Raw genomic sequence first — 14,241 nt, 5'->3', positions numbered from 1 at the left:
AATATTTTTCATACAACTTGAGCCGCTGATTAATTTTAGATCAAAACGAAAACTTCGTAAGATTTTCAATATTGGCAAACAAAGTCGTAGGAATCAATTTATAAGCTTTGGTTTTTTTTGGCGAGTTTCATCCTTCGTGGAAATTCTAAATTACATTTTAAATTTTGATGAAATTTGCCATCTCTTGAACCAAAATACCTCCAAAAGAAACGCCAATTAAAACCGGATTGGGCCGAAAAATCTTTTGAGTCATTCTTTTAGCATAACCAGATAAAGTTTCATTATCTATGGAAATTTCCCATTCTAACGGATAATTTTCAAATATATCTTACAGAAGAACAATCCGTTCAAAAAATTCAGCACTTGCCGCCAAACCAGGCATTAAATAAACAGGTATATTTCAATTACTTACACGGAATAATGCTTTCGCAAACTAATATCAACCAAGCTGAAAAATATTTCAAGAAAGCAATCGAATTAGGATTGTCTATCGATTTGGCTGTTGCCAAATTAAATCTAGCGGGAGTTGCGATGTCAAGAAGAAGAAAGCTAGAAGCGACTAACCTTCTAAACGAAGCAAAAAGACTAGACAAACAAGGTATGCTGAAAGAACAGATCACCATGATGAAAGGTCAAATGAAAAAAATATAATTCAAAAAAGGGCAAATAAAATTATTTGCCCTTTTTTATTATACTTTCATCAGCAAATAAAAAGCATTAAAAAACGCAGCTTCGCAGGTCTATTGAAAAATAGTAATTGTGATGCTGCGTTTTTTTTATACAATCTAAAAGCAAAAGATTCTAAAAGATCTTGTCCTTTGGTAATATTCAGACCGTTTTGACTTAATATCCACTCAATGGAATTTCAATTGTATATTTTTTATTCGTTGGATTCTCTAATTTTTTATCTCTAAGCCATGGATTATGAATTTTCAAAATCTTATAGTTTATCCCCTGCGCTTTCGCAAAATCAGCTAAGTCATTAATCGTAGTGTCTACAGCGATTTTTTTTGTTGGCAATATCGCATACAGCTCTTCATCTGCTAAGGAGAAACCAAATTTATCAGGATTTTTCATAATTTCTTTCAGTGCCAAAATTCGGAATACGTAACGAGACGTTTCTTCGGTAAGCAACAAATCATAGTAATTAGATTCTTTTTGGATCTCCATTTGCTTGTTAACCCCTCCCATTCCGCCATTATAAGAAGCAGCAGCTAAAGTCCAAGTTCCAAATTTTGCTTTAGCAATCAAAAAATAACTACAAGCTGCCTGTGTTGATTTTTCTAAATTATAGCGTTCATCAACAATCTCGTTAACTTCCATTCCTCTTTCCTTAGCTGTTTCCGGCATAAACTGCCATACCCCTCTAGCGCCAGCACCGGATACTGCATTGACTAAACCACTTTCTATCACTGCTAGATACTTAAAATCATCTGGAATTCCGTTTTTCTTAAGAATGGGTTCAATAACAGGAAAAGCACGGTTTGCTCTTTTTATCGCTAAAATAGTAGAGGCATGAAGATTTATGTTGACAATCAATTCCCGATCCAAGCGTTCTTTGACATCCGAAATTTTCAATGGTGTAGTTTCCCCAGCAAAATTAGCCGTAACCGGAAAATAGGTTGATACATATTTTTTTTCTTTATCTAGCTTGTCCTTCGACTCATATGTAGTTGCAAAAATCAATAGACCGCTTGCAAAAACTACCGTAAGGAGGATACTTATTCTTTCTATTCTTTTCATTTTTCTCATTTTTAGCATGTATATCAGGCAGCAACAATCAGTCCACAGTTGTATTTGCTCCCAAAATAATAGCGCCCAAATTAGCATTAAACCACCTGTATTTATTCAAAATCATAATGTGAGTTCCTCCTTCTACCACAGTACATTCTTTGATATACTTTATTGGAAAAACATCATCCATATCGCCATGAATATGGATTACACTTTCGTCAACGACTGTTCGATCCCAAAGAATCACTTTCTCTACAGCCCATTCTAAATAACCGATATCACGAACCGACAGAAATTTTTCATATAATTTCAATCGATGATTAATCTTTGAACCAAAGGAAAACTTGGCTAAATTCTCCAAATTTAATATCAAACTCATCGGAATGAGTTTGTAAGCTTTAGTGGTCTTAGCAATTTTCATTCTTCGGGGGAATTCCAAATTACTTTTTACACTCGAGATGATAATTACCTTTCTCGCATCGATATGTTTTGCCATTTCTTGAACCAAAATACCTCCAAATGAAACGCCAATCAAAACAGGACTCTCCTTTTTGATTTTCAGAGCAATTCTCTTGGCGTAATCGTCCAAAGATTCCTTAACCAACGGAATCTCCCACTCTAGAAGATGTGTTTCAAAATCAGCTTCTGGAAGTTGTATTCTCTCAAAAATAGCAGCACTGGCCGCTAATCCAGGCATAAAATAAACTGGTATTTTACTCATAATTGTGCTTCAATATTTTACAACAGATTGCCATCTAATTATTACAAATTTCTTATAAAATTAATTTTTTTATTGAAACCAACTTCGAATCTACCTTTATATTAGCATTAAATTATGACTGTTCTACTTTACAAATCTAAAACTGTGGTCGCAACAGCTATAGAGTCATTTTCTACTTTCTCGTCGAAAATTATTATCCTTTGGCTCGAGTATGGATTAAAACACCGAAACTTTACAACTGAAGATGAAATTGAACAGAGATAGACCATCCATTCCATGAATACCTAAACGAAACTGTAGCTGTATAAAAAAAAAATAACGTGCAACAACCTTGCAACGACTATTGTTTACTGACAAAGAGAAGAGCGCCTCCAACATAGACGTTAAAATGATTTGATACTGATAATCAATTCAATACCTTTGTAAAGGTTGCCTCACTAAAAAAAATACTAGAAACATAATATAGGTTCAGTAACAAAACCCTTTTATTTATCTGCAAATTTTCGAAAATAACACAACCCTAACACACAATGTTGACTTCCTGAAGGAGGGCGATTATCTGTTTTCTTAGTTGTAGTGAACAAATGGTACAAGCGTATTATAATAGCAATAGATAATCATGGATATATTTAATTTGAAATAAAACCAACACTAAAATTAAAATACAATTGGTAAAAAAACGCCAATGAATCTTCAATAATAAAATTGGGCGAATATTAGTCCGGTCACAAATACTTAAACAAACAATATGGAACAATCTATTATCATGGAAATCAAAGACAATACTTTCGCAAGACAATTTGAAACTACAGTAGAGGAAGGGTTAGTTTCAGTTGAATATTCTTTTCAAGAAAAAAAGATATTTTTGACAAAAATAAATACTCCAGACGAATTTGACAACGAAGAGTTTGTTTCTCAGTTACTATCTGAAATAATGGCCATTGCCATTGAACGAAAATTAAAAGTAGTTCCCATACTTCCAAAAATCGTGGTTTTTTTTAAAAAAAACCCTATTTACAAAGAACTACTTCCCCCAGGAATTAGACTTTAAAAAAAAGCGGCTGTATCATTTAGTATGTTCAGCCGCTTTTTTTTTACTAATGTCTAGTATAACACAAAAAGGCACAAGAATTAACTTATGCCTTTTTTATAATTATATAAAAAATTATTTTTCTATTTCTCTCATGCTCTCCATTTTCTTATTTGCCAAGAATCCCGTAATATCTTCAAAATGCTCAACTACTCTTTTATTTCCAAATTCAAAAACCTTTGTCGCTAGTCCGTCAAGGAAATCTCTGTCGTGAGAAACCAAGATCAAAGTCCCATCAAAATCACGTAGCGCATCTTTAATGATGTCTTTAGTCTTCATATCCAAGTGATTTGAAGGTTCATCCAGAATCAACAAATTAACCGGTTCTAACAATAATTTAATCATTGCTAAACGTGTTTTCTCTCCTCCTGAAAGGACTTTTACTTTTTTAGTCACATCATCTCCGTGAAACATAAAAGCTCCTAAGATATCCTTTATTTTAGTTCTAACATCCCCTACCGCAATATCATCAATAGTTTCAAAAATAGTAGCGTTTTCATTTAATAAAGCTGCTTGGTTTTGAGCAAAATAACCAATTTGCGAATTATGACCAATCTCAAGACTACCGCCATCAATTTCAATTTGCTTCATAATGGCTTTGATCATTGTCGATTTTCCTTCTCCATTTTTTCCGACAAAAGCAACTTTTTGCCCTCTTTCAATTACTATATTAGCATCCTTGAAAACCACATGATCTCCGTAAGATTTTGACAAATCCTTCACAATTACTGGATATTGTCCCGAACGAACCGCTGCAGGAAATTTTAATTTTAATGCCGAATTATCTACTTCGTCCACCTGTACTATAACTAGTTTCTCTAACATTTTAACACGAGACTGAACAGCATCTGTTTTAGAGAAAGTCCCTTTAAAACGGTCAATAAAAGTTCTATTATCAGCAATCATACGTTGCTGCTCATCATATGCTTTTTGTTGGTGCATACGGCGGTCTTTTCTCAATTCTAAATAATGAGAATACTTCGCTTTGTAGTCATAGATACGTCCCATTGTAACTTCAATAGTACGATTAGTAATGTTATCCACAAACGCTCTATCGTGAGAAATCACCACAACCGCTTTTGCTTGATTAATCAAGAAGTCCTCTAACCATTGGATACTTTCAATATCCATATGATTTGTTGGTTCATCCAGTAAAATTAAATCTGGTTTTTGTAAAAGGATTTTAGCTAGTTCAATTCTCATTCTCCATCCTCCTGAAAACTCAGATGTTTGACGCGTAAAGTCCTCACGAACAAAACCCAACCCAATTAATATTTTCTCTACTTCAGCTTCGTAATTCACTTCTTCGATAGCATAAAATTTCTCGCTTAAGTCAGAAACTCTTTCGATCAATTTCATATACGCATCACTTTCATAATCAGTACGAATGGTTAATTGTTCGTTGATTTCATCAATCTCAGCTTTCATACCAAAAATTTCTCCAAAAGCTTTTGAAGTTTCTTCCATTACTGTAGCTCCATCAGTAGTCAATAAATGCTGTGGTAAATAAGCAACAACTGCTTCTTTTGGTGCCGAGATATTCCCAGTTGACGGTTTGCTTTGTCCTGCAATTATTTTCAGAAGCGTCGATTTACCCGCTCCATTTTTACCCATAAGGGCAATTTTATCATTTTCATTTATAGCAAAAGAAACATCGCTAAAAAGCGTAGTACCACCAAATTGTACTGAAATATCGTTAACTGTAATCATTGTAATGTTTATTTGTAGATTCGGCTTCTAATTTAATTGAAACCGAGTTAATTTTAAAAATGCAAAGATAGCTTAAATAACTAATTTGTTTATTATAAAATGAAAGCTTCTAGAAACAGAATTAAATTCTTATCTCTAGAAGCTTTCAAAAAAATTCTATAGGATGTTAATCCTCTTTCTTTTTATTTATAGTATTCCAAATATGTGCATTTGTAACTCCAATATCTTCTGGGTAAAAAACAGGGTCTTTCCCTTCCTTTTTCTGCTTTTCATAATCTTTCAATGCTGCCAAAGCCGGTTTTTGTAAAAGAATAATAGCTATAATATTAAACCAAGCCATCAATCCAACACCTAAATCTCCAATGTCCCAAGCTAATTTTGCTTGATTAATTGAACCATACATAATCACTAACATCATAACCACTTTAAGTATGTGAGTATAAATTGGTGATTTTAAATTTCTAGTTAAATAAGAAATATTAGTTTCTGCGATATAATAATAAGCCAAAATTGTTGTGAAAGCGAAGAAAAACAATGCTATTGCCACAAAATAAGACCCAAAGCCTGGGAAAACACTATCCATAGCACTTTGAGTAAATCCTGGGCCTACCGAAACATTTTGTGCCCCATTATATAAAAATTCAGAAGCACCATCAGTTCCAAAAGCCGGATTTTGCACATTGTATTTTCCTGTTATCAACAACATAAACCCCGTTGCAGAACAAACTAATAAAGTATCTATATAAACAGAAAACGATTGAACTAAACCTTGTTTAGTAGGATGCGAAACATTAGCGGCAGCGGCAATATGTGGCGCTGTACCTTGACCTGCTTCGTTAGAATAAATTCCCCTTTTCACTCCCCATTGAATAGCAAGACCAAAAACAGCTCCAAAACCAGCTTCCATATTAAAAGCACTTTTGAAAACCAAAGAAATAACTCCTGGTAATTGATCGTAATCAATAGCGATTATCACTAATACGATTAAAATATAACCAATTGCCATAATAGGTACAATGTACTCGGTAAATTTGGCAATTCTTTTTACTCCTCCAAAAACGATAAGACCAAACATAACAGCAACTGCAGCCCCAGACATCCAAGTATCCAATTGAAAAGCATTTTGAATTCCATCAGCAACAGAGTTTGCTTGAACACCCGGTAATAATAAACCAGCAGAAATAACCGAAACGACTGCGAATAAAACACCAAACCATTTCACTCCTAAACCTCTTTCTATATAAAAAGCGGGGCCTCCACGAAACTGTCCTAAATGTTTTTCTTTATAAATTTGTGCCAAAGTAGCTTCAACAAATGCGGTACTCGCCCCTAAAAAGGCAACCATCCACATCCAAAACATTGCTCCAGGTCCACCAAATGCAATCGCCGTAGCAACACCTGCAATATTCCCAGTCCCTACTCTACCTGCCAATGACATGGATAAAGCCTGAAAAGAAGAAACCCCTGATTCAGAACTTTCACCATCAAATAGCAAGCGAAACATTTCTTTAATATGTCGTACTTGTAGAAAACGAGTGCGCAACGTAAAATAAAGCCCCGTTCCTAAACACAAAACAATTAAAGCATTACTCCAAACAATATCATTCAACACCCCAATAACTTCTTCCATATATTTAGTATTTATATAATTATCACAAACTCATTAAAACATTCGTTTTATTATTAAATTTCGATAAAACTATAACATATAGGTAAAAAAAACTAACAAAGGTGCTTTAAAAAAGTAAAAACTTATTAACCTACTAAATATCAACCCTAATAAATCGGCTTATTTTTATTCGAAAAAATGGGTTTTTAACATATTATCTCCACATTATTAAAATCCAATCATCAATACAGTTTTGAACACCACAAAAAAGACGGTTCAATTTTAAAAAATTGAACCGTCTTCTATATTTTTAAAATACTATAAAACCGTTGAAACTATTCTTTTCTCCACTTTTTAGTTTCCTCGAAGATATGCTCTAAAATAGCTGATTCTTTTTCATCAAATTCAACGTCTCTTCGACCCATAACAAGTCTTGCAGTTTCGAAAGCTTTCTTTGTTATATATGTAGTAAAACCAGAAGCTCCACCCCAAGAAAAACTTGGTACAAAATTGCGGGGAAAACCACTTCCAAAGATATTAGCGCTCACTCCTATTACGGTACCTGTATTGAACATAGTATTAATTCCGCATTTACTGTGATCTCCCATCATCAAACCACAAAACTGAAGTCCTGTTTTGGCAAAACCTTCGGTTTCATAGCTCCACAATCTTACCTCTTCGTAGTTGTTTTTTAGGTTCGAATTATTACTGTCAGCACCAATATTACACCACTCACCCAAGACAGAGTTTCCTAAGAAACCGTCATGACCTTTATTTGAATATCCAAACAATACCGAATTATTAACTTCCCCTCCAATTCTGGAATGTGGTCCAACAGTAGTTGCGCCATAAATCTTTGCTGCCATCTTAACAACAGCACCTTCACACAAAGCAAAAGGCCCACGGATAACAGAACCTTCCATTATTTCAGCGTTTTTACCTATATATATAGGTCCTGTAGAAGCATTCAAAGTCACAAATTCAAGTTTAGCTCCTTCTTCTATAAATATATTTTCAGGAGAAATAACGTTGACACTTTGAGGAATTTGTTTCGATTTCCTTCCTTCGGTTAAAATTTCAAAATCTTCCCGAATTGCAGCATCATTCTTAGAAAAAATATCCCAAGTGTTTTCAACTGTCAGGCAGTCGTCATCATACTCAATAATTTCATAAGAATCAAAATCTACCTCTTCTTGATTTTCATTGGTAAAAAAAGCAACTACTTCTTCACCTTTAAAAATAACCTGATTTGACTCTAAATTACTTACCATTTCAGCCAAGACAGCATTAGGAAGAAAAGAAGCATTAATCATAATGTTTTCTTCCAATTCCACCATAGGATATTTATCCGATAGATATTCCTCAGTAATTGTAGTGGTAGTAGAGCCTAAATGCAATTCCCATTTTTGACGAATAGTCATAATCCCGATAAGAATATCAGCAACCGGACGTGTAAAGGTAAAAGGCAATAATGCATTACGAGCAGGCCCGTCAAAAAGTATGTAATTCATTTTATAAAGTTTCAAAGTTACAAAGGACCAAAGTTACAAAGTTTTTATTTGTTATGTTAAGAAGTTCTCCCTTAACGATCCTGATTTAAACAAATAAAAAAGCCTTCCGAAATGGAAGGCTTTAGTATAATTAAAAACAAGTTAAAATTATTTAACGTGTTTAGCATATTTAGTTTTGAACTTGTCAATACGTCCTGCAGTATCGATAAGTTTGCTTTTACCTGTGTAAAAAGGGTGAGAAGTTCTAGAGATCTCCATTTTTACAACTGGGTATTCAACACCGTCAACTGTAATTGTTTCTCTTGTATCTGCTGTAGATTTAGTGATAAAAACGTCTTCATTTGACATGTCTTTAAAAGCAACTAATCTGTAATTCTCTGGGTGTGTACCTTTTTTCATCTTGTAATTCTTTTTTATTTGTTTGGCTATAACCTGCTTTGAAGCTTTTCCTTTAACCGAAAAGGTATAAACACATCATAACTTTTTGCTATTGTATTATTTTAAGTGTGCAAATTTACAATTAATTTTCAATAAACAATCCTTTGTGACAATTTTTTTAAATAATCGTAAAAAGGTTTTTTTATCCCTGAATAAAATGGGAATTGCTATATTTGTGGATTAATTTAAAACCAACCAAATAATGATTAACGAAATTATCAAGAAAAACGGAATTACCTATGGCATTATCACTGGAGTAGCATTATCATTAATCACTGCTTTTATGTATGCCGTTGACATCGAATTATTCATTGCTTGGTGGACAACACTTTTAAGCCTTTCTGTTTTTATTGTTGTACCTATTATATTACTCTCGACTACCAAAAAAGAATTAAACGGAGTTTTTACATTCAAAGAAGCCTTTACAACTTATTTTATTTCGGCAGTAATTGGCGTACTTATTTCTGTTCTTTTTAAAATTGTTTTATTCAACTTTATTGACCCAGCTATAAAAGACACTCTTCTGGATCTGACAATAAAGTACTTGATTAGTACTTCAGAGAAATTTGGCGTACCTGCTTCTTCTTTAAACGAAACAATTAAACAATTAAGAGAAACCGACCCTTATTCTATCGTTGAACAATTGAAAGGATCTGTTTTTGTTATCTTTTTCTGTGCTATTTTAGGATTAATTATGGCTGCAATATTTAAATCAAAAACTTCATCGCAAGATTACTAATAAATGAACTTAACTATCCTTATACCACTTCTTAACGAAGAGGAATCTCTACAAGAATTATACTCTTGGATCATAAAAGTGATGCAAGCCAACAACTACAGCTATGAAGTTATCTTCCTAGATGATGGTAGTACGGATAATTCTTGGAAACTTATTGAGGGGTTCTCGAATGAAAACCCAAATATAAAAGGGATTCGTTTTATGAAGAACTTTGGTAAATCACAAGCTTTACATGCTGGTTTCGCAAAGGCAAAAGGTGATGTTATTATCACTATGGATGCTGATTTACAAGACAGTCCAGAAGAAATTCCGGGTTTATACAATATGATAACGAGTCAAGATTTTGATTTAGTATCAGGTTGGAAAAAGAAGCGTTACGACTCCGTAATGGCAAAAAATCTTCCTTCTAAATTATTCAACTGGGCCGCTAGAAAAACATCTGGTGTGGAGTTGAATGATTTTAATTGTGGATTGAAAGCCTACAAAAATGTGGTTGTAAAAAACATAGAGGTTTCAGGTGAAATGCACCGTTACATTCCAGTATTGGCAAAAAATGCCGGTTTTGGTAAAATAGGTGAAAAGGTTGTTCAGCATCAAGCTAGAAAATACGGGGAAACTAAATTTGGTATGGAGCGTTTCATTAATGGCTTCCTGGATTTAATCACTATCTGGTTCTTATCTCGTTTTGGAAAAAGACCAATGCACTTATTTGGCGCTATGGGTTCGTTTATGTTTATCATTGGTTTTATGTCAGCAGGATACATAGGTGTTTCTAAACTATACTATATGTATAATGATATGCGATATAGCTTAGTGACTAATAACCCTTGGTTTTTCATAGCGTTAACCACTATGGTTTTAGGAACTCAATTGTTTTTGGCGGGATTTCTTGGCGAAATTATTTTACGCTCAAAAAACAACGAAGAACGTTATAAAATCGCGAGCGAACTTAATTTATAATACACATTAGCCCTGATGGAAGTGGCATCCCACGCTTTTTTAGCGTGGATATAACGGACAGCAGGATTAGCTCCTTAAAAAATAAATAATTAGCCTCAATTTAATGACTAACAATATAAAAATACACACAATGAATATCCCACAAAACACATTAGACGCAGTAAACGAATGGTTAACGCCTACGTTTGACAATGATACTCAGGAAGCAATTAAAGAAATGATGACTTCTTCTCCAAAAGAACTAGAGGAAAGTTTTTATAAAAATCTTGAATTTGGGACTGGAGGAATGCGTGGTGTTATGGGCGTGGGAAACAACCGCATCAATAAATACACCCTGGGTAAAAACACCCAAGGTCTTTCTGATTATATGCACAAAGTGTTTCCTAATCAGGATTTAAAAGTGGCGATTGCTTATGACTGTCGTCACAATAGCGATACTCTAGCAAAGGTGGTTGCCGATGTTTTCTCTGCGAATGGTATTCAGGTGTATTTATTTTCGGATATGCGTCCAACACCCGAATTGAGTTTTGCAGTAAAAAAACTAGGTTGTCAGTGCGGAATTGTGCTTACAGCTTCACATAATCCTCCGGAATATAATGGTTACAAAGTGTACTGGGAAGACGGAGGACAACTTGTTCCCCCTCAAGACGCAGCTATCATTCAGGTTATTGAAGATTTAAAATACAGTGAAATAAAATTTGAGGCAAATGAAGATTTGATTCAATATATAGATAGTGAAATCGACGAGGCTTTCATCAAGTCTTCGATTGAAAATGCGAGTTTTAATACTTCGGCTGAGGCCAAAGAAAATCTGAGCATCGTTTTCACTTCATTACACGGAACTTCTATTAAGTCAATTCCAGCCACTTTAGAACAAGCAGGATATACTAATGTTCACATTGTTGCTGAACAGGCAGAGCCTAACGGGGATTTCCCTACCGTGAAATCTCCTAATCCAGAAGAACCGGAAGCATTGACTATGGCACTTGCCCTGGCTGACAAAACAAATGCCGACATTGTTGTAGGTACTGACCCTGACTGTGATCGTTTAGGGGTAGCCGTTAGAAATAACGAAGGCAAAATGATTCTCCTTAACGGAAATCAAAGTATGATTTTGATGACTGCTTTTTTATTAGAGCAATGGAAAAAAGCAGGAAAAATTAATGGCAAGCAATTCGTAGGTTCTACAATTGTTTCCACTCCTATGATGATGGAACTGGCTACCAATTATGAGGTGGAATGCAAAATAGGTTTGACTGGCTTCAAATGGATTGCCAAAATGATTAAAGATTTTCCGGAACTGGAATTCATAGGTGGTGGTGAAGAAAGCTTTGGTTATATGGTTGGTGATGCCGTACGTGATAAAGATGCCGTTGCAGCAACTTTATTAATATGCGAAATGGCAGCGCAAGCCAAAGCCAAAGGAAGTACTGTTTACAAAGAACTATTGAAATTATACGTTGATAACGGATTCTATAAAGAATATTTAGTTTCTATGACCAAAAAAGGAATCGAAGGTCTAAAAGAAATCAACCAAATGATGGTGGATTTACGCGAAAACCCTTTGAAAGAAATCAACGGGGAGCGTGTTGTAATGATGGAAGATTACAAATCATCAATTGCTAAAAACTTATTCACTGGAGAAGACGAGACAATGAATATCCCAAAATCAGATGTGTTGATTTATTACACTGAAGACGGGGCAAAAATTGCAGCAAGACCTAGTGGAACCGAGCCTAAAATTAAATTCTATATCAGCGTAAAGGCTGACCTATACGACGTAGCTGATTTCGCCGAAGTTGAGCGCTCCTTAGACGAGAAAATTAAAAATATTATTATTGCAATGCAATTGAACTAATGAACAATTTCAAGAAAATATTCCCTTTTTTAATACCATACAAAAAGTATGCATATTTAAACATCTTTTTCAATGTTTTGTACGCCCTTTTTGGAACACTTTCCTTTGTGTCATTAATGCCTATGATGGATGTATTATTTGGACAATCCAAAAAAAACTACACCGTTCCAAGCTATAAAGGAATTTGGGAATTAAAAGATTACATATCGGATTCCTTGAGTTATTATCTTACCGCAATCACAGACCTAAACGGAATAGGTTATACTTTATCCATTCTGGTTGCAGGAATAATTACTATATTCTTGTTGAAAAACTTGTCTGATTATATGGCTATGTTTTTCATTACCTATCTTAGAAACGGCATCCTGAGAGACATTAGAAATGCGATGTATAAAAAAACACTTGAATTGCCTATTTCCTTTTTCTCAGAAAAAAGAAAAGGGGATACCATTTCAAGAATTGCAGCTGATGTAAACGAAGTGCAGAATTCATTTCTATCTATTTTAGAATTGGTAGTAAAAGAACCTCTTACCATCATTTTTACAATTGTAACGATGTTTACCATAAGTGTAAAACTGACCGTTTTTGTTTTTATTTTTATTCCTGTATCTGGTTACATCATTTCCCTTATTGGAAAAAAATTAAAAAAACAATCAACTAAAGCCCAAGAAGAACAAGGATTGTTTTTATCAACTATCGAGGAAACCCTTGGGGGATTAAAAGTCGTAAAAGGATACAACTCTGAAAGTTATTTTAATGGAATTTTCCAAAACTCTACGAACCGTTTTTTTAGTTTATCTAACACTATAGGCAATCGACAAAACCTGGCTTCACCTATGAGTGAATTTATGGGAATTATGGTTATCGCCATATTGCTTTGGTACGGAGGACATATGGTTTTGATTGAACACAGTTTAAAAGGAGCTGCTTTTATCGCTTATATGGGATTAGCTTACAATATTCTTACACCAGCTAAATCTATCTCAAAAGCATCTTATAGCATCAAAAGAGGAAATGCTGCTGCTGAAAGAATCTTAGAAATACTGGATCAAGAAAACACCATTACCAGCAAAATAGATGCTATTGATAAAAACTCATTCGATTCAAATATTACTATAAAAAACATCAACTTTAAATACGAAGATGAAATCGTTTTAAAAGACTTTTCTCTAGAAGTTAAAAAAGGGCACACTGTTGCTCTTGTAGGACAATCTGGAAGCGGAAAAAGCACTATCGCTAATCTATTGACTCGTTTTTATGATGTAAACGAAGGAACGATAACTATTGACGGTGTAGATATCAAAGATATGGACCTACAATCTCTTAGAGGATTGATGGGTTTAGTAACTCAAGACAGCATATTATTTAATGACACCATCAAAGCGAATATTGCGTTAGGAAAACAAGATGCAACAGACGAGGAAATCATTGAAGCATTAAAAATTGCCAACGCGTATGAGTTCGTAAAAGATTTACCATTAGGCATCCACACAAACATAGGTGATAGCGGAAACAAACTTTCAGGTGGTCAAAAACAACGTTTATCTATTGCCCGTGCTGTTTTGAAAAATCCTCCTATTATGATTTTGGATGAGGCTACTTCAGCATTGGATACTGAAAGCGAAAAATTTGTGCAGGTGGCGCTAGAAAATATGATGCAAAACAGAACATCAATCGTTATTGCACACCGTCTTTCGACTATACAAAAAGCAGATTCAATTGTAGTGATGCAAAAAGGAAGAATTGTAGAGCAGGGAACTCACGATGAACTGATTGCATTGAATGGGACTTATAACAAATTGGTTAACTTACAATCGTTTGAATAATGATATAATTCACTAAATTTGGATTAAGGATTTGTGGCATACTAA

General features: G+C 34.2%; 11 protein-coding genes and 1 pseudogene. 6 read left to right on the top strand and 6 right to left on the bottom strand.

The genetic code is table 11. From position 1 onward, the window contains the following. Window positions 1–387 precede the first annotated feature (387 nt). Window positions 388–651 (top strand): annotated as a pseudogene (locus tag FLAK523_RS07835) (DUF2892 domain-containing protein); the annotation flags it as partial. Window positions 652–843: 192 nt separating this feature from the next. On the opposite strand, the gene FLAK523_RS07830 reads toward FLAK523_RS07835, so the two are convergent. Both FLAK523_RS07830 and FLAK523_RS07825 read right to left on the bottom strand, forming a co-directional pair. Next, window positions 844–1,743 carry a lytic transglycosylase domain-containing protein gene (locus FLAK523_RS07830; protein WP_248902328.1) on the bottom strand — a complete coding sequence of 300 codons (900 nt, stop codon included), beginning with the start codon at window positions 1,741–1,743 and terminating at the stop codon, window positions 844–846. 37 nt (window positions 1,744–1,780) lie between these two features. Beyond that, window positions 1,781–2,455, bottom strand: a complete 675-nt coding sequence (locus FLAK523_RS07825; protein WP_248902327.1) for an alpha/beta hydrolase — start codon at window positions 2,453–2,455, stop codon at window positions 1,781–1,783. 766 nt (window positions 2,456–3,221) lie between these two features. On the opposite strand from FLAK523_RS07825, the gene FLAK523_RS07820 reads away from it, so the two are divergent. Beyond that, a complete protein-coding gene (locus tag FLAK523_RS07820; RefSeq protein WP_091092755.1) occupies window positions 3,222–3,506 on the top strand; it encodes a GNAT family N-acetyltransferase in 285 nt (94 codons plus the stop codon). Between the two features lie 114 nt (window positions 3,507–3,620). Here FLAK523_RS07820 and FLAK523_RS07815 read toward each other — a convergent pair whose 3' ends face one another. From FLAK523_RS07815 to FLAK523_RS07800, 4 genes are all read right to left on the bottom strand, one after another. Next, the gene (locus tag FLAK523_RS07815; protein ID WP_248902325.1) at window positions 3,621–5,255 is read right to left on the bottom strand and encodes an ABC-F family ATP-binding cassette domain-containing protein; all 1,635 of its coding nucleotides are present in this window, start codon (window positions 5,253–5,255) and stop codon (window positions 3,621–3,623) included. A gap of 166 nt (window positions 5,256–5,421) precedes the next feature. Next, entirely contained in the window at window positions 5,422–6,885 is a 1,464-nt protein-coding gene (locus FLAK523_RS07810; RefSeq protein WP_248902324.1) for a sodium:alanine symporter family protein, read from the bottom strand. 314 nt (window positions 6,886–7,199) lie between these two features. Next, entirely contained in the window at window positions 7,200–8,375 is a 1,176-nt protein-coding gene (locus FLAK523_RS07805) for a GlmU family protein (protein WP_248902322.1), read from the bottom strand. A 147-nt stretch (window positions 8,376–8,522) separates the two neighbouring features. Beyond that, complete coding sequence (locus tag FLAK523_RS07800; RefSeq protein WP_248902321.1) at window positions 8,523–8,774, bottom strand: type B 50S ribosomal protein L31; 252 nt, start codon at window positions 8,772–8,774, stop codon at window positions 8,523–8,525. 241 nt (window positions 8,775–9,015) lie between these two features. Between FLAK523_RS07800 and FLAK523_RS07795 the strand changes: the two genes are divergently transcribed. The 4 genes from FLAK523_RS07795 (at window position 9,016) to FLAK523_RS07780 (ending at window position 14,196) form a co-directional block, all read left to right on the top strand. Then, a complete protein-coding gene (locus FLAK523_RS07795; protein ID WP_248902319.1) occupies window positions 9,016–9,552 on the top strand; it encodes a DUF4199 domain-containing protein in 537 nt (178 codons plus the stop codon). Between the two features lie 3 nt (window positions 9,553–9,555). Continuing rightward, a complete protein-coding gene (locus FLAK523_RS07790) occupies window positions 9,556–10,512 on the top strand; it encodes a glycosyltransferase family 2 protein (RefSeq protein WP_248902317.1) in 957 nt (318 codons plus the stop codon). A 130-nt stretch (window positions 10,513–10,642) separates the two neighbouring features. Beyond that, entirely contained in the window at window positions 10,643–12,370 is a 1,728-nt protein-coding gene (locus FLAK523_RS07785; RefSeq protein ID WP_248902316.1) for a phospho-sugar mutase, read from the top strand. After that, window positions 12,370–14,196 (top strand): ABC transporter ATP-binding protein, encoded by a 1,827-nt coding sequence (locus tag FLAK523_RS07780; RefSeq protein ID WP_248902314.1) that lies wholly within the window; start codon window positions 12,370–12,372, stop codon window positions 14,194–14,196. The genes FLAK523_RS07785 and FLAK523_RS07780 overlap by 1 nt, the downstream gene beginning before the upstream one ends. Window positions 14,197–14,241 lie beyond the last annotated feature (45 nt).

The sequence above is a fragment of the Flavobacterium sp. K5-23 genome (assembly GCF_023278045.1).
Lineage (GTDB): Bacteria > Bacteroidota > Bacteroidia > Flavobacteriales > Flavobacteriaceae > Flavobacterium.
The sequence above is the reverse complement of the archived record's forward strand: the minus strand, read 5'-3'. Positions and strand labels throughout refer to the sequence as shown.